Origin of the sequence: Bacillus sp. HSf4, assembly GCF_029537375.1 — a bacterium.
GTDB lineage: Bacteria > Bacillota > Bacilli > Bacillales > Bacillaceae > Bacillus > Bacillus sonorensis_A.
This window is the reverse complement of sequence record NZ_CP120679.1, coordinates 2,193,199-2,210,218: the sequence shown is the minus strand read 5'-3', so window position 1 is coordinate 2,210,218 and position 17,020 is coordinate 2,193,199. Positions and strand designations below refer to the sequence as shown.

At 45.4% G+C, this 17,020-nt stretch carries 16 protein-coding genes; 13 read left to right on the top strand and 3 right to left on the bottom strand.

Features of this window, described 5'->3' with window-relative positions; all coding sequences use genetic code 11:
- Positions 1-75: 75 nt before the first annotated feature.
- Genes P3X63_RS11215 through P3X63_RS11200 form a run of 4 tightly spaced genes read left to right on the top strand, consistent with a single transcriptional unit; the run spans position 76 to position 3,749 of the window.
- Positions 76-993 carry a DoxX-like family protein gene (locus P3X63_RS11215; protein WP_277692867.1) on the top strand — a complete coding sequence of 306 codons (918 nt, stop codon included), beginning with the start codon at positions 76-78 and terminating at the stop codon, positions 991-993.
- The gene (locus P3X63_RS11210; RefSeq protein ID WP_277692923.1) at positions 977-1,594 is read left to right on the top strand and encodes a DUF4166 domain-containing protein; all 618 of its coding nucleotides are present in this window, start codon (positions 977-979) and stop codon (positions 1,592-1,594) included. The genes P3X63_RS11215 and P3X63_RS11210 overlap by 17 nt, the downstream gene beginning before the upstream one ends.
- Positions 1,591-3,219 (top strand): YndJ family protein, encoded by a 1,629-nt coding sequence (locus P3X63_RS11205; protein ID WP_277692866.1) that lies wholly within the window; start codon positions 1,591-1,593, stop codon positions 3,217-3,219. Before P3X63_RS11210 ends, P3X63_RS11205 begins: the two co-directional genes overlap by 4 nt.
- Positions 3,220-3,263: 44 nt before the next feature.
- Entirely contained in the window at positions 3,264-3,749 is a 486-nt protein-coding gene (locus tag P3X63_RS11200) for a DinB family protein (protein ID WP_026587401.1), read from the top strand.
- A gap of 32 nt (positions 3,750-3,781) precedes the next feature.
- Here the strand turns inward: P3X63_RS11200 and yqeK are convergent, their stop codons facing one another.
- Positions 3,782-4,429 (bottom strand): bis(5'-nucleosyl)-tetraphosphatase (symmetrical) YqeK, encoded by a 648-nt coding sequence (gene yqeK / locus P3X63_RS11195; protein WP_051290383.1) that lies wholly within the window; start codon positions 4,427-4,429, stop codon positions 3,782-3,784.
- 139 nt (positions 4,430-4,568) lie between these two features.
- Between yqeK and P3X63_RS11190 the strand changes: the two genes are divergently transcribed.
- The 3 genes from P3X63_RS11190 to P3X63_RS11180 all read left to right on the top strand — a co-directional run bounded on the left by P3X63_RS11190 (position 4,569) and on the right by P3X63_RS11180 (position 6,239).
- A complete protein-coding gene (locus P3X63_RS11190) occupies positions 4,569-5,054 on the top strand; it encodes a MarR family transcriptional regulator (RefSeq protein ID WP_026587400.1) in 486 nt (161 codons plus the stop codon).
- A 152-nt stretch (positions 5,055-5,206) separates the two neighbouring features.
- Entirely contained in the window at positions 5,207-5,800 is a 594-nt protein-coding gene (locus P3X63_RS11185) for a TetR/AcrR family transcriptional regulator (protein WP_277692865.1), read from the top strand.
- A gap of 13 nt (positions 5,801-5,813) precedes the next feature.
- Entirely contained in the window at positions 5,814-6,239 is a 426-nt protein-coding gene (locus P3X63_RS11180) for a DUF5367 family protein (RefSeq protein WP_026587398.1), read from the top strand.
- 59 nt (positions 6,240-6,298) lie between these two features.
- Here P3X63_RS11180 and P3X63_RS11175 read toward each other — a convergent pair whose 3' ends face one another.
- On the bottom strand, positions 6,299-7,627 hold the full coding sequence (locus tag P3X63_RS11175; protein WP_026587397.1) for a serine protease AprX: 1,329 nt from the start codon (positions 7,625-7,627) through the stop codon (positions 6,299-6,301).
- A gap of 477 nt (positions 7,628-8,104) precedes the next feature.
- On the opposite strand from P3X63_RS11175, the gene P3X63_RS11170 reads away from it, so the two are divergent.
- Both P3X63_RS11170 and csaA read left to right on the top strand, forming a co-directional pair.
- Complete coding sequence (locus P3X63_RS11170) at positions 8,105-8,656, top strand: GNAT family N-acetyltransferase (RefSeq protein ID WP_077736655.1); 552 nt, start codon at positions 8,105-8,107, stop codon at positions 8,654-8,656.
- 307 nt (positions 8,657-8,963) lie between these two features.
- Entirely contained in the window at positions 8,964-9,296 is a 333-nt protein-coding gene (gene csaA, locus P3X63_RS11165; RefSeq protein ID WP_026587395.1) for a chaperone CsaA, read from the top strand.
- A gap of 38 nt (positions 9,297-9,334) precedes the next feature.
- On the opposite strand, the gene P3X63_RS11160 is transcribed toward csaA, so the two are convergent.
- Positions 9,335-11,320: a methyl-accepting chemotaxis protein gene (locus tag P3X63_RS11160; protein ID WP_026587394.1), complete on the bottom strand. Its 1,986-nt coding sequence runs from the start codon at positions 11,318-11,320 to the stop codon at positions 9,335-9,337.
- Positions 11,321-11,492: 172 nt separating this feature from the next.
- Here P3X63_RS11160 and P3X63_RS11155 point away from each other — a divergent pair, with 172 nt between their 5' ends.
- The 4 genes from P3X63_RS11155 (at position 11,493) to P3X63_RS11140 (ending at position 17,002) form a co-directional block, all read left to right on the top strand.
- Positions 11,493-11,993: a Ger(x)C family spore germination C-terminal domain-containing protein gene (locus tag P3X63_RS11155; RefSeq protein ID WP_277692922.1), complete on the top strand. Its 501-nt coding sequence runs from the start codon at positions 11,493-11,495 to the stop codon at positions 11,991-11,993.
- Positions 11,994-12,316: 323 nt separating this feature from the next.
- Positions 12,317-14,050, top strand: a complete 1,734-nt coding sequence (gene abc-f / locus P3X63_RS11150; RefSeq protein ID WP_026587389.1) for a ribosomal protection-like ABC-F family protein — start codon at positions 12,317-12,319, stop codon at positions 14,048-14,050.
- 257 nt (positions 14,051-14,307) lie between these two features.
- Positions 14,308-15,879, top strand: coding sequence for a spore germination protein (locus tag P3X63_RS11145; protein ID WP_026587388.1), 1,572 nt, complete (start codon positions 14,308-14,310; stop codon positions 15,877-15,879).
- A 25-nt stretch (positions 15,880-15,904) separates the two neighbouring features.
- On the top strand, positions 15,905-17,002 hold the full coding sequence (locus P3X63_RS11140; protein ID WP_026587387.1) for a spore germination protein: 1,098 nt from the start codon (positions 15,905-15,907) through the stop codon (positions 17,000-17,002).
- Positions 17,003-17,020 lie beyond the last annotated feature (18 nt).

The window sequence follows — 17,020 nt, the reverse complement described above, 5'->3', positions numbered from 1 at the left end:
GCCAATAAGTGGTTCACACGGAAAGAATTCCATGATAATCTATAAATGTGAATAAGTTCACAAAGGACGGGCGTTATGAAAAAAAATCCGATATATGTACAAATCTCAATCCAAACAGATATGGATCGGCTCTGGCGTTACACGCAAGACCCTGAGCTCCATCAACAATGGGATTTGCGTTTTACAGACATTACCTATTTAAAGCGAAGACCCGGTGAGCGGCAAAGGTTTTTATATGAAACGAGAATCGGCTTCGGTTTGAAGATTTCCGGTACGGGGGAGTCGACCGGAAGCATGTATAAAGAAACGGGTGACAGAGTCTCGTCACTCTCATTCGCGAGCAGCCATCCGCTTTCTCTCATCCGGGAAGGAAGGGGATATTGGAAATACAAACAGATTAAAAACGGGATCGCTTTTATGACGCAATACGATTATGAAACCAATTACGGCCGGCTTGGGCGCCTCGCTGATCTTGCATTCAGGCCGCTGATCGGCTGGGCGACCGCCTGGAGTTTTGACGCCCTGAAGATTTGGCTTGAAAAAGGGCTGCATCCAAAGCTGCTTATTCAGAAAACGGCGATCTACTGGTTCGTTTGTCTGCTTCTTTCTTTTATTTGGATATATCAGGGGCTCATTCCAAAGCTCATCATGCAGCACCCTGAGGAAATCAGCATGCTTTCCTCCCTTTCAGGCGGACGATTTCCTCCGGCGTCCCTATTGAAACTGATCGGATTGGCTGAGATGGCGCTCGGTATATTGTGGCTGTTTCCTGTTTGTAAAAGGAAATGGTTTCTGCCGCATATCGCCCTGCTTGTATTGCTTACAGCCTGTGCCGGAATGACGGATATCACATCCTTCGCACACCCTTTTAATCCCGTCGCGCTCAATACCGCACTGATCATTTTGTCCATTATCGGCTATGTGAGCGCAAAGGAGATTCCAAGTGCGCGAAATACGATCAGAAAGAGGCGTTCATTTGAATTCCATGTATGAACGAGTGATAAAAGACTTTCACCTTCTCCATCCAAAGCTCAAGGAGCGGTATCGTATCACTACGGAAAACGCATTTAGAGGAAAAGGGGTGATGACGGAGATATCGGGAGGCTCTTTTTGGATCAGGCAGTTGTTTAGAGCGGGGACGAAATTCCGCTGCTTTTTTCCCGAAAGAGGAAAGAACGTTCCATTTACGATTGAAAACAGCCTGCGGCTGACGAAAAACAATATGATGGAGGCTGAGTGGAGCAGAACGTTCTTTTTCCGTGATAAGCAAAGGCATTTTGATGCTGTCATGGTCTATGATGAAAGGCGCAGGGAAATCATCGATTTTTTCGGGCATCCCCCGATTTTAATTTCAAGTCTGCATTTTAAAGCGGAACCCGATGGATCATTATCGATTGTCTCTGTCAAACAATGGCTTCCTTTATTCGGAAAAAAGCTGCCGCTTTCAAAATGTTTATACGGCGCTTCTGTTGTGAATGAATCGTATGACGAGGACAAAGGCTGTTTTACGATTGATGTCCATGTGAAAAACCAAATAGCCGGAACACTGTTTTCATACAAAGGAACATTTCAGGAAGAGGGGGAGGCGAAATGATTGTTTGGCGTTTAGGTGTAAGCGCTCTTTGCTATGCGGCTTTTTTCCTCGCTAAAGCGCCGGATATTCCGCCGGCAGAGGCGCTTCTTTTATTATCAGCGTTGTTTTTTGTACCGGCTGCGCTCAGTCTCATTCAGCATGACAACGGGATGTATCAGCTGTTGATCCGCAGCTTTCCTTTTGCAGCTTGTTCCGCTGCATTATCCCTGCTGTTCCATTCGCCGCTTTTTTCATGGATCTGGCTATGCTATACAGGCATGATCGCTTTATACGGGGCCCTTCGCCTCTGGGAAAGGGGAGGAAAGGGCCTTGAAGAGGCGTCGATTGACAGCGGTCTGTTTTATCTTCCTTTCGGGGGGTTTTGGCTTTTGGCTTATACGCTAGACCTTGAAATCATGGACTTCAGCCCGCTGATTATCCTCTTAACAGCGGTGCATTTTCATTATTCGGCATTTCTCATCCCGATTTTCAATGGAATGCTCGGCAGAACACTGAAAAAGAAAACCCGCTTTTATGCGGCGGTTTCATGGGTGATCATGCTGTCCCCGCTGTTGATCGCAGTCGGCATATCGTTTTCGAAAACGATTGATGTCGCGGCTGTTGCGCTATATTTGGCTGCCCTATACAGCGGCGGTTTCCTCGTATGGAAGGCAGCCTTCAAAAACCGTGCAGCGAGATCCTTGGTCATCTTTTCATCATTGCTCTTGATGTTCACAATCTCATGTTCGCTGATTTATTCATACGGCGGTTTTCGCGGCCGACCGCTGTTGACGATACAGGAGATGATTTGGGTTCACGGGCTTGTCAACGCTGTTTTCGTCATCATTCCGGGGCTGATCGGCTGGCGCCTTGAAGGCCCTGAATCGGTAAGCGAAAGGTCAACCGGCGAAAACATGAGCAGGATTTTGGGGACATGGAGAATCGGCGCCGATTTTTTACAGCGGCACCGTTTAAAAAACGATACATCTTACAAAGGACTTGCCGATGATATGAACCTATTCCGCAGCAGCGGCTTCCGGCCCGAATCGCTTTCTCCTCTCATTTTCGATTTCTATGAAAACACGGCGGGCTACGCTTTAAAAGCGGAGGTTGTCTGGCGGCCATGGTTTAAGCCGCTCGCTTACATCTACGAGCTCATCTCAAAACAGACAGGCCAAATTCATTTGGGCATCAAACAAGGCCGGCAAATAATGGACGGTGCGATTGTCGGTGTTGATTCAGCGAAAGACGGAAGGGAGAATGTACGCGCCTGGATCAGAACAAATGAAGAAGGGGACACCGTTTTTGTGGCGCTATATTCCGTTCATACCCGTGATGACGTGACATACATGAACATTGCCCTTCCATTGCCGTATTCCAATATGACGGGCATTTTAAAGCCGAAGGCAGAAGGGAGATCCCTGATCTTGACAAGCGAAAAACAGTCAGATCGAGGCGATGAAGGTATATTTCTTTCAACAAAAATCGGAACTTTTAAACTGCCCCTTGCCGAACGGTTCATCATCAAAGCAGAGGGGCAGGACAGGCTTTATGCGTTTCACCGCATGTGGCTGTTTGGCATACGGTTTCTCGATATTCAATATGATATTGAAAAAAAGGATTCCGCCGCATGGAAGGCGAAATAGCAAATGAAAGCCGGGCAAAGATCGAATTGAACTGGAGGGTGATTATGCTAAAAAACGTTTTGCTTGAACAGTTTAAAGCATGCTATAACGAAACGACTTGGTTTGTTTGTTTTCAAACGGCCGCCGCCGGTCTCACCGAAAGTGAGGCAAGGCAAAAAGGAGCAGGTTCGGAAAATTCGATTTTGGAAATTGCCAATCATTTAATTTTTTATAATGAGCGTTATTTAAAACGGTTTAAAGGCATTCCTGTTCCGGCTTTTGCCTATACAATCGATGATACGTTTGTGAATAAGAGCGGGCTTGGCTGGGAAGAAAGCCGAAAGGAGCTGGACGGCATCTATTCCGAATGGATCGATGCGGTCGCCTCCTGCGAAGAAGAGGTGCTGACTCAGCCGGCGGAGCATGACCCGCATTCCACCTGGGCGGACATTTTATCCTTGCTCATCCTTCATAATGCTTATCATCTGGGGCAAATCGTCCATATGAGAAAACAGCTGAAAAACTGGGATGCTTCAAAAGGCGTGAACTAGCGGCTTTGCCAGGCAAGATGGCGGTTAAGGGCTCACACGTCTGAAGGCCGGTCATTTTGCCTGGGTGAAGCCTCGATTTTTGCTTTCAGATTGTGATAGGCATCTTTTAGCCAAGGATGGACAACCTTCAGTTTATCTTTTTGCTTCCACAAGTACTGAATATAAATAAACGCTCCGTTCTCCAAGGAAACATCAAGCGCTTCATGAAGCTCCTTGATGTAAGGCGGCGTTCCCGTCTGATCCCATTCTATTTTATCCGCTGAAAATACGACGAGATCGAGCGGGGAGGGGTTTTTCCTGAGCGTTGTGTGGCATTCTATTGCATTCAAAATATCTTGATCCGCCACCTGAAACAGGTCCCGCGCCATCACTTTCGACAGTTTTTGATGGATGATCATCGGAAATACCCGTTCTTCGGGAAGAATGTCAATACCGAGCGCTTCCGCTGCCGCAAGCCTTTTTTCGTTAGGGATAACGCCGCTGATGTCATGCAAAACGCCGGCAATTTCAGCTTTTTGTACAGACACATGAAAACGTTTTGCCAATCCTTCCGCCGCTTTTTTCACCCTTATCGAATGCTCAGCCGTTTTTTCGTGGTTATGGCGTCTCAAAAAATCAATGGCATCTGAACATATATCGCCTCTGCGGCGAACTTCCATCTCTATTCCTTCAATATTCATCAACATCTCTCCTTTTTACGTTGTTTCATCATTAACAAAACAATCTGCTTTTACCTTATCATAGCATTGACAAATCTGGATACAGGCCGTTAAAATATTTTGTTAACTAGAAAATAAAAGAAGGGACTGTCCATTGACTATGTCTGAACTGACAAAACAGCTGATCTATGATATGTATGTCAAACTGCTGCACCTTAACGAACAAAAAGCGGATACAGATCTCAAAGCATTTATGAAGCAGGCGGCAGAGTCCGATGTCAAACGGCTTCCCGGGAATATGACCACAATCCATGTCATCAGCTGTATTGGCCATGATGAACCGATCAATAACACCGGTATCGCCAAAAAAATGAACCTATCCAAGGCAAACATTACAAAAATCAGTTCAAAGCTTTTGAAAGAAGGCCTTATCAAACGGTTTCAATTGACGGACAACAAAAAAGAGGTCTACTTTCGGCTGACACCGAGCGGGAAACAAGTGTTTGAACTTCATGAAAAGCTTCATCAACAAAAAGCGGAACAATTTGATCAGTTTCTCGATTCATTTTCAGAGAAAGATCAAAGCGCCATTTTGAAATTTCTTCAAGGGATGACAATTATGGCAGAATCAAATAAAAATGAGTAGCTGACCTATGTTCTTTGAAATTAACCATAATCATATTATGTAAACAAATAATTTTTGTTGTTTGCTTGAAATTGGATTGACGATACACCTATTCCATATTATAGTTAAATCACATAAGTTAGTTATATGAATAACTAAGAGGGTGAGTGTAAGTGGCAAGGCCGAATGTAACATCAAAAGAAACGTTGATTGAGGCGGCAAAGCGCCGTATTGCCGATTATGGTCTGGACAATCTGACGCTAAAGGCGGTGGCTGAAGAGGCAAAGGTGACACAGGGAACGGTTTATTATCACTTCCGGACAAAAGAGCAGCTTGTGTTTGAAGTGGTTCGTGATGTTTGCCGCACGTCATGGGATCATCTGACAGCAGATGAAAAGCCCGCGGCCGAAAAAATAAAGGATGGACTGTTATCGGCAAAGTCAAGGACTGAGAAAGACGCCTACTATCATCAGCTTTTTTTGGAATTGGCCGTTTTTGGTTTTCGCAATAAAAGGATCAACGGGCAATTAGGCGAGCTTCTTGAAGAAGAAAATACACTGTTGGCGGAACAGCTCTCTTTGATGTGGAAGCGTTCTCCTGTCGAAGGGGTTTCGTTTCGCACCTGGGGGATTCTTTTAAATGCTTTAATTGACGGACTTGCTGTTCAGTCTCTCGTGTCACCGGAATTTTCATCAGAAGAAGTCTACCGGGAATTGGAGATGGTTCTGCAGATGTTGACGGAAACAGCTTCGCGTGAAAAAAAGTAAAAGGGGAATCGACATGTTTACAGAAAAACTAGGTTTGGCTCTTGTTTTCTCTTTTCTTGTCTGGCTTGGTGCAGCCGGGTTTTTTATGCTGTTTGGCGAGTCGGTACTTGCCGAACCAGGTGAAGATACCTTTTGGTCACGTTTTCTGCTTCTTGAAGCGGGAACCTTTGTCGTTCTATACGCCATATTGCGGTTTTATCAACGAATTGATCAGTCGCGGTTCGCGGCACTTAAGCTTGGAATTTGGGGCTCTTTAATCGGTTTGTTTCTCGATGCTTTTTCCTTATGGAACCATTCGCTGATTTTCCCGGCGCTCACTAAAGGAAAGGTGATTGGTTTTGCGATATGGATGGTCTTTGCATATGCCATGTATTTAACGATACCGCTGTTGATGGAAAAATGGGGAAGAGCAGGGGGAAGACGCTTAAAGCGACATTGATATAATAGACGCCCGCTTTTTGCAAAACGGGCGAAACACATTTTTGGTTTAAGGGTGTATCAGTCTTGGGGAACCGAACGCTCTGCGTTGACATAGCCTGCACCATAAATGTTCGGGTCCCGGTCTGTCCATAAATCAGTGCCATCCTTTAAAAGCCTTTTGACTTCATCAGGCGCAGTTCCGGGAGCCTGCTGAAGAATAAGCGCGGCGATTCCTGCGCAAATCGGTGTAGCCATTGAGGTGCCGGACAATGTCATATAATTTGTGCCGACCCGGTTTGATTTTTGCAGTTTATCGAGAAAAGATCCCGGAGATCGCAGAGACGTAATATTGGTGCCAGGAACCAGCAGGTCTGGTTTGACTTGACCGTAAATGGTCGGTCCTCTGCTTGAATAGGATGCGACATCATCATCATCGCGGCTGACTGTATCCCGGTCATCCAAAGCTCCGACTGTAATAATCTTGCGGCTGACGCCCGGGCTGGCAATCGTTTGCGCATCAGGACCGGAATTTCCGGCAGCCACACAGACGACAATTCCCGCGTCCCAGGCTGCATTGACGGCTTTGACGACGGGATCTTCCTCTTCGCTTTCATAAGGGACGGCATCTGAACCAAGCGACATGGAGATAATATCGATCGGATCTTCCGGATGTTCCTCATTAAACTGAATGCACCAGTCTACTCCTTGAATCACAGTTTCCAGTGAGCCGGAGCCCATTTTATCCAACACTTTAACCCCGATCAGATCGGCTTCAGGGGCAGGTCCGCGGTATTGTCCCGAAGAAGCGGCTCCATTTCCGGCGGCATCACCTGCGCAATGGGTTCCGTGTCCATTGTCATCATACGGCTCAGCTCTTTGATTGACAAAGTCGGCAAACGCTCTGATCCTTCCTTCAAGGTCTTGATGGGGATAAATGCCTGTATCTACAACAGCCACGGTGACTCCTTTTCCTGTCAGTGTCATGTTGTTTCTGACGACTTCTTTGGCATTGCTTGCTTCGAGTGCGACATCAAGGAGGGCTTTGACTGGCCGATTTAAATAGATTTTTCGAATACCGCTCGACTGTGACAAGAGCGATTGCAGAACAGATGGTGTGACCTCCGCGCTGCAACAGTTGATTTTGGTGAAATGGTTTTTGACTTTGTTCCGCCTCCGATTGGCCACCATCTCGTTTACAAGCTGATAGCCCTTATGATGACTGTCTTTTTCAAATTCTATAATGACAGAAAGTTTTTTGTTTTTCATCAGCATTTTTTCAAAGAAACCGTGCAGAAAACAAGGTGTCCATTTGAAAGGTTTATAGAGTCTTAACACACTTTCTCTCAAGGGACGGTCTAATTTATGGGCATTGGCCCGGACCATTTGAACCATGTAGGAACCGAACATCGAGATCCACCTCTTTTAAGATATGTCTTGTAAGATAATCTATGAATGAATGGGAGATCCCGTAAAGTTGGCTGTCCTAAAACGGCGGATAAAAAGGCTGTTCACTAGCATTCCATTTTGTGAAATATTAAAATTCTAAATATTCATAAAAAACATCTTTAGCTCTTTCAGATCATATTTAAACAAAAGTTCAATCTTATTTCGATATTCTCATCTTTCTGATTGTACCAATATATGCATGGGTGTTTTGAGAGGAAGAGGGGAATCCAAGAATTTTTAGCTCTATGGCCGTTATTTTAAATTTTTGTTTCTCATCGAAAATTGAATACATTAGGCAACCGGATGTACCCTCTCGTTTTCGATTCTGTAGCAAGAGTTGTGCTCGAAAGGGCCATATGATGGGATAAAGTGATGAGGCGGAGTCTAATGAAAGAGAGTATATAAATATTCTAATGTTAATAGAGAGAAGGAAAATGAATGAAAAAAGAATTTCCGATAATTGAAACTGAAAGATTAATCTTAAGAGAAGTCACAACTGAGGATGCTAATGATATGTTTACTTATTTATCTGATGAAGATGTTGTAAAGCATACGGGTTTGGCACCTTTCCAAAAAGTTCAAGATGTTTGGGATGAAATTAATTGGTATAACTCTATGATCACAGAAGGCACTGGCATTAGATGGGGAGTGACATTAAAAGACTTTGGAAAGGTTATAGGAAGTTGCGGATTTCTTCATATGGTTACCAAACATTATCGAGCTGAAGTTGGATTTGAATTAAGCAAAGATTACTGGGGGAAAGGAATAGCTAGTGAAGCATTGGAAGCGGTTGTTAAATTCGGGTGCCATCACTATCATTTGGAAAGGATTGAAGCTCTAATAGAACCTGCAAATCTCCCTTCACAAAAATTAGTAGAAAAGCAAGGGTTTACAAGAGAGGGGTTGTTAAGACATTACGAATATACTTGTGGTAAATTTGATGATTTATATATGTACTCGATCTTAAAAGGAGACCTCAACCTTATTTAAGGACTTTCATACAACTCATACCGGTTATATCAGTTGTATGATTATTCCGGAAAAGGGCGCGAGAATTGAACGACGCGGACTGTTTAGCAATGGAAGAGCAGGATGATAAATCCTATACCTAGTGATAAAAAATGGAGGAGACGAGAAATTCGCAGCTTATTTTAATGACAATAACGAAGGTGATGAAACAGTTGGAAAGGATCGCTGTGAGGGCCGATAAGAACGCTTGTGTTGAATCGCAATGATTGATAATCTAAAATAGAATAACGATTTTAGGACTTGTCAGCAGAGGAGAAGGGGTGTCATCATGGCAACAATTGAAGATTTTTTAAAGCTGGACATACGGATCGGGACCGTTTTGAAAGCGGAAGTGTTTGCGGAAGCGAGGGTGCCGGCCATTAAGCTGGAGATCGATTTCGGAGAAGAGATCGGCGTCAAGCGCTCGAGCGCGCAAATCACAAAGCGCTACATACCTGAAAAGCTTGTGGGACGGCAGGTAACGGCTGTGGTTAATTTTCCTCCGCGGCGGATCGCCGGTTTTAAATCTGAGGTCCTCGTTCTTGGCGGTGTTCCGGAACAAGGTGATGTGATTTTGCTGGCGCCTGATGAGGAAGCACCAAACGGCACAAAGATCGGTTAAAACAAAAAGAGGGGCTCCTGTTGGGAGCCTCTCCTTTTTTAATTGACTTTGAATTTTTTTGTTAACTCGCGAAGTTCTTCAGCCATTTGTTCGAGTGTGGCAGAAGAGGAGCTGATTTCTTCCATGGAAGCCATCTGTTCTTCCGCTGATGCGGCAATATCCTGAATGCCCGCAGTGCTTTCACGTGACACTTCCGCAATTTCTTCAACGGCTCCGGAGACTTCCCGTGACCCTGATGACAGCTGTTCGACCGCTGCGTTCAGCGTTTGCAGTTTGCCGGCAATTTCATTTGTCATATCACTGATTTGACTGAAGCTCGTTTCTGTTTTTTCAGTAATTTTCAGACCGGACTGAACTTCATGATTGACCGATTGAAACATGTTGAGAGAGTGTTCGATTTCTTTGACGATTTCCTGAATCAATGTTTCGATTTCTTTTGCTGAGTCCGCCGATTGAGCGGCCAGCTTGCGAACCTCTTCGGCGACGACGGAGAAACCTCTGCCTGATTCGCCGGCACGCGCCGCTTCGATGGCGGCATTCAGCGCAAGCAGATTGGTTTGATCGGCAATTCCGTTGATGACGCGGAGGATCGATGTAATGTCTTTCGATTTGGATTCCAGTCCTTTGACGACGCCTTCCGCTTGTTTGACAGATTGTTCAATCGAATTCATTTGCCCGACGGTTTGCTGGACGAGTTCACCGCCTGTTTCCGCGATTTCCGTCGATTTGACCGACGATTCTGTGATCGATTCAGAGACCTCAGTCATTTCGTTCAGTTTCTGATTCATCCGGCTGAGCTGGTGTGAGCTTGCTTCCACTTTCTCATTCTGGCTTTCGGCACCGTTTGAAAACTGTTCGATCGCCGAAGTGATGTGTTCTGTCGCTTTGCTCGTCTGGTCTGCGCTTGCTGTCAGCTGTTCGGAGGAGGAAGCGACATTTTCAACCGATTCCTGAATCGTGCCGATCAGGGTGCGAAGCGAGTCGGCCATGTCATTGAAGCTATTGCCGAGCTGTCCGATTTCATCATTGGAATGCACTTCGATTTGCTGTGTCAGGTCGCCGTTGCTGATATTTTTCGCAGATGAAACAAGCTGATTCAGCGGTTTGCTGATCGCCCGAATAATAAAGAAGATGAGAATTCCTCCAAGTATCACGGCTCCCGCAAATACGATGAGCGCCATGTGAAGAACCGGTTTTGCCGCGTTTGTAATTTCATCGGAAAACATCGTTCCGGCGATTTTCCAGCCGGTCAGTTTGTTTGTCGCAAAAGCCATCTGCTTGTCTTTTCCTTGAAACGTATACTTGAATTCGCCTTTTTCTTTGCCGTAGACTTGGTTGACCCAGTCGCCTTCACCTTCAGTTCCCGCTTTAATCGTCGGGTGGGCGATATATTTTTTTGAGGCGCTTGTAATAAAAGCAAATCCTTCTTTTCCGATTTTGACATCGTTCGTTGCTTTAATCAGCTCGTCGATGTTCAAGCTGAGCGCAGCCACTCCTGATCCGTCTTGAGTTTGTTTGGCGATCGTAATGACCGTGTTGCCGGTAGCGGCGGATGTGTAAGGATCGGTGACGATGATTTCGCCTTTTTTCTCAACCGCTTCTTTATACCATGGCCTTTCCGTCGGATCATAGCCGTCAGGCATTTTCGTATATGGATGCTGGACATATACGCTGTCTTTTGAGCCGGTGAAGATCGCTTCAACGTCTTGATTCTGTTTGGCGTATTGTTCAAACTTTTCTCTTAGAGAAGTCTGTCCTTTTTCCTTGAATGTTTGTTCTTGGATGACTTCACTAAAATATGTAATGGCATCCGCCTTTTTTTCAAGGTTTTGATCAATCATTTCATTCAGTTGATCAACACTGTTTTTTGCGCTTCGCATGATTTCATCTTCGATCGAACTGCCTGCCGTCATATAGGAGGCACTTGAGAAGATTAATATTGGCAGCGTTAAAATCAATAAAAATGAGATCGTTAGTCTTTTTGAAAGAGAAGGACGCTTGATCCAGTCCAATATTTTTTTCATCGCTAAAACTCCTTTGTCTAGTTTACGAAATTAATATCGGACAATTTTCACATTTTTATATCAAATTTTAAAATTTAGGATTCGAAACAAAAAACAGTTTCATTTAGACGATAAAGGTGATGGCCGTCAGTGCGGCCGAGAGCATACGTAAAGGTCAGAGTCAGAGAACGGAATTCACGCCAGTCCTAAAGCTGAAGTTTGCCGCCATAGTTATGCGTTAGGAAATGTCAAAAGCACGATCGGTGAGCAGCCTTGTCCAAACGGCAAAGGAAAAGTGGCGGTGGAGGTTGTTCGCGCGAAATCGGAACTCGCGGTCGACGTCAAAAACGGTTCGCCGAAGGGAAGCGTTCAGATCAATGTGGAAGGCAACATTGGAGAAATACAGTGCAAACTTGATTTGATGAAATCCAAAACGATCACCGAGCTGGAAAACAATGCAAATAAACGGGTTAAAATGATCATAGAAAATGCAATTAAAACAGCTCAGAAAGAGTACAAAGTCGACTTTTTCGGTTTTGGCGAAGCACTTCACCGATCAAACCCCGACTATTGGAAAAAAGTCAAGAAAAACTGGGACGAAACATTCTCGGAGATGCCGATCGATGTGAAAACAGACGTACAGATTCGACGCGTCGGGACAATCGGAAAGTCACCGCTTGAAAAAATGGAGTAATCGCTTACACGTTGACAAAGCACCTCTCTGTCTCATATACTTTATGGTAAATACAGTGAAAGGAACAGGTATAGGGGACATGAAGCAGTAATCTTATTTTCCATCGTTTTTTGAATACGAAAAAACGGAAACTTGGAGAATAGGATTAGTCTGCCCTTTTATACCTTGCATCATCTTCTTTTTCGCTGCATGTGTGTTTGCCGTGCTCGAAAAGAGGCCGGTTCATACTGCGCTTTCTCGATGCATTGATTTGGCATTTTATCCTCTCCGGGTTTCCGTGAGAGGTTTTTTGTTGTCAGCCAAAACAAACAGAGGTGAGCAGTATGACGATTTTAATGAAAATAAGAGGGTTGCAAAAAAGCTTTGGAGAGCAAACCATTTTAAAAAACATCGATTTTGAGATTTCACATCAAGAGCGGATCGGTTTGGTCGGCTGCAACGGAGCGGGAAAAACAACGCTTGCCAATATTTTGAGCGGTCATATGGAAGCTGACAAAGGGACTGTTCAAATGGACCGGACGCTTAAAATCGGCTATTTGCAGCAGTCGATTGAGTATTCGGTCAATGATTTCAAAACCATATTAACAGGGGCTGAAAGCGGGACATTATATCAACTGACAAGCCGCCTCGGCTTATCAAAGGTTCAAAGCTGGAGTTCCGAACGGCTTGGCCATATGAGCGGCGGAGAAAAGCTGAAGCTCGCGCTGGCGCACGTCTGGAAGACGAACCCTGATGTCCTGATTCTCGATGAGCCGACCAATCACTTGGATTTAAAAGGAATCAACTGGCTGCTTGATGAGCTTGAACAATATCAAGGTGCGGTATTGATTATTTCCCACGACCGCTACTTTTTGGATCAATCCGTCTCGAAAATATTTGAGCTTGAAGATGGAAAATTGCACTCTTATCAAGGAAACTATAGCGCATACCGGCGGGAGAAAGAGCGGTTGTATGAAGAACGCCTGCATCAATACGAGGTCCAGCAGAAGCATAAAAACAGGATCGAGTCACAGATTTCCACTCTGCAAAATTGGTCGCAGAAAGCTCACCGCGACTCGACAAAACAAGGGACCCAGTCAGAACGGAGGCAGGCGGGATTTAAAGAATACCATCGGGTCAAAGCTAAAAAGCTCGATAATCAAGTCAAATCAAAACTCAAGCGTCTTGAACAAGAACTTGAAAAAAACAGAGCGGAAAAGCCAAAGGATGAAGCGGCAGTCAAGTTTCAATTTTCATCTGGAGTAAAAAGAGGCAAACGGATTTTCGAAGCGAAAGGATTGACAAAAACGTTTGATGGAAGAACCTTATTCAGAGACAGCCATTTTTACATCAAGCACGGAGAGAGATTTGCTCTTATCGGAGACAATGGCTGCGGCAAAACAACGCTGGTGAAGATGCTTTTGGAGGAGGAGCCGGCCACAGAAGGAGTGTTATGGAAAAGTCAGTCTGTCAAGGCCGCTTATTTGAGCCAGGATGTCAGCAATTTAAAACCCGAGCAGACAGTGGCCGAAGCGCTGAAGCTGTCTGACAGAGACAAAATCGCAAGGGCGCGGACAATGATGGCCAATATGGGGATCAAAGAAGACCGGTTTGATCACACGATTGGAACGTTCAGCCTCGGGGAGCGGACACGGATCAAACTGGCTGGCATGGTGCTGGACGATTACGATCTATTGATTTTGGATGAACCGACCAACCACCTGGATTTGCCAAGCAGAGAACAGCTGGAAGAGACATTGCTGGAATTTCAGGGAACGATCATCATCGTTTCGCATGATCGGTACTTTACTGAAAAATTGTGCAGCAAACTGCTCGTATTTGAAAACGGCCGCGTGACCAGAGTGGAAACCGGTCTGGAAGACTACCTGCGGCGCAAGACAAAATCTCTGAGCAAAAAAAGCGGGGAAGAAGATGAAATGTTACGGATTGAAAACCGAATGACCGCAGTGCTTGGCGAGCTGGCCGGACTTTCACCTGATGAAGTGAGATACCGCGAGCTGGATCAGGAATTTTCTGAGCTTGTGAAGCGTAAACAAGCGCTTTCAAAAAAAGACTAATCAAAAGCCATTTGTCTCGTTTTTTGGGACAGATGGCTTTTTTGCGTGGGTGAAATTACCACAATTATAGAAGTCATCCAAGGGAATAATAGGATAAAAAAGATGGACTTAGCAAAGGGTGATCAACATGTGGCAAACGATTGTTACCTATTTTCCAGATTGGCCGACATTGATGCAGGCTTTTATTGTATTTTTCATTCCATTTGCCATATCAAGATTTTTTCTTTGGATTCGTATAAAAGAGGATGAGTGAAGAGATGAGATGGTGGAAATCGAAAACACGAAGAATCATGCAACAGACCAATAAACAAAAATCCGCAAAGATCGAAGCGCCGTCTTTGGAATCAACAGGCTATTTTACCGGTGATTTCGACCATGATCTGGAAATGGCCAAAACAGCGATGGAACATAATTCGGATGTTCATTTCCGCGAGTTTGACATCGGACGCACCGGCACGCGGGCGGCTATCGCCTTTGTCGAAGCAATTTCAGATAAAGACCTGATCGACAAACACATCATGAAATCCCTGATGGCCGATTTCTCTAAAGAATATCAAATGGAGCTTTCGTCATTAAACAACAGCAGTCTGCCCGTGGTGATCAAACAGCAAATTTTATCAATCAGTGAGATCACCGAGGCCAACCATGTAAGCCAGGTGGTGCCGGAGGTTCTCATGGGAACGACACTGCTTTTGATCGACGGATCAGCTGATGTTCTGATGCTCGGCACCGTCAAGAAAAATACAAGAAATATTGAAGAGCCGGTATCGGAAGCGCTGGTCAGAGGGGCGCGAGTCGGCTTTACGGAAACGATCGGGACAAACACCGCGCTTTTGCGGCAGCACGGAAAAAATCAAAGCTTGTCGATGACCCAATTTCAAGTGGGGAAAAGAGCCGTCAAAAAGCTTGTCGTCGCCTACATTAAAGATGTTGCCGATCCGGAGCTGGTGGAAGAAGTCAAAAAAAGAGTCCAATGTATTAATATCGATGATGTGCTTGAATCAGGCTTTGTCGAACAGCTGATTGAAGACAATTATCTCAGTCCGTTTCCGCAGGTGCAAAGCACGGAACGGCCCGACCGTGTGATGAGCGCTCTGATGGAAGGCAGGGTGGCGATTCTCTTGGATGGAACGCCTTTTGTGTTAATCGTGCCGGTGACCTTCAGCATGCTCCTTCAATCGCCTGAGGACTATTATGAACGCTGGCTTCCAAGTTCACTGATCCGCATTTTGCGGATCGGTGCGGCGATGATTTCATTACTGGGACCGGCTTTATATATATCCTTTATCTCGTTTCATCCCGGGCTGATCCCAAGCGAGCTGGCGATCTCGATCACAGGGACGAGGGTGGGGGTGCCTTTTCCGTCTCTGATTGAAGCGCTGATTATGGAAATCGCCATCGAGATTTTACGTGAGGCCGGACTGCGGCTCCCAAAACCGATCGGTCCGGCAATGGGAATCGTCGGCGGTATCATTATCGGCGAGGCGGCTGTTCAGGCAGGCATCGTCAGCCCGATCATGGTCATCGTCGTTGCGGTCACCGCAATTTCTTCATTTGCGATTCCGCAATACAGCGCCGGCATTTCCCTGCGTATGCTGAGGTTTGCGGCGATGTTTTGTGCGGCCACATTTGGTTTGTACGGCGTGATCATGTTTTTCCTGATGCTTTCCAGTCATGCGGTGAAGCTGAAAAGCTTTGGTGTTCCATATGCGAGCCCTGCTGTTCCATATCGTATAGGCGACTGGAAAGATTTTATTGTTCGTGCGCCGCTGTTGATGATGAGAAAAAGACCGAAGCTGACGAAAACAGACGATACAACACGCCAGTAGCAATATAGAAGGGAGGCAAACATTCATGATGATCAGGCCGAAAGAGCATATCACCACTGCACAAACGGCGGTCATCGTCATCAATTTCCTGCTTGGAACAGGCATCTTGACGCTGCCGCGAACATCTGTCGATGAAGTGAAGACTCCGGATGTCTGGATCACCCTCGTTTTAGGCGGAATGATCGCACTGACGGCCGCAATCATCATGGTGAAGCTAAATCAGCAGTATCCCAAGAAAACATTTTATGAATACAACCAGGAGATCGTCGGTAAATGGCTGGGCGGATTTGTCAGCCTCCTGTTCATTTTCTATATGCTGTCTCATTCCGGATTTCAGGTCCGCTCTATGCTTGAAATCACCCACTTTTTTCTGCTGGAAGGAACGCCGCGCTGGGCAACGGCGATGGTGTTTTTATGGGTGGGGCTCTATTCGATTGTCGGCGGTTTGAGTTCACTTGCCCGTTTGTTTGAAATCGTTTTTCCGATTACAGTCATCCTGTTTTTGCTGGTGGTGTTTATGAGTACTGGCATTTTTGAGCCGGACAATTTGCGACCTGTCATGGGGCAAGGCATCGGACCCGTCTTACAAGGAATAAAAGTAACGGCTCTGTCCTTTTCAGGCATCGAAATTATTTTGCTTCTGATGCCGTTTATGAATCAGCCGAACCACATCATAAAAACCGTTGTGATCGGAACAGCCATCCCCTTATTGTTCTACATGATCACCGTCGTCATGGTCATCGGCGCTTTGTCGGTTGATGGCGTCATCACAAGGACTTGGCCGACCATTGATTTAATGAGAAGTTTTGAAATTCCCGGGCTCATTTTTGAACGATTTGAATCGTTGCTGCTTGTCATCTGGATCATGCAGCTTTTCAATACGTTTGCCATTTCTTTTTACGCTGCGGCATTGGGGCTGTCCCAGCTCTTCAAAGTGAGGCTTCAGTCGGTCATGTTTGGCTTGCTTCCGCTGATTTATTTGATTGCCATGGCTCCGAACAACATCAACACAATGTTTGAATTTGGCGACTTCATCGGAAACAGCGGCGTGTATTTGGGCGGTCTTTTGCCCATTTTGCTCCTTGTGATTGCAAAGGTGAGAAAAAGAAAAAGCGGGAATTAGGCTTAATGAAAGGAGGCC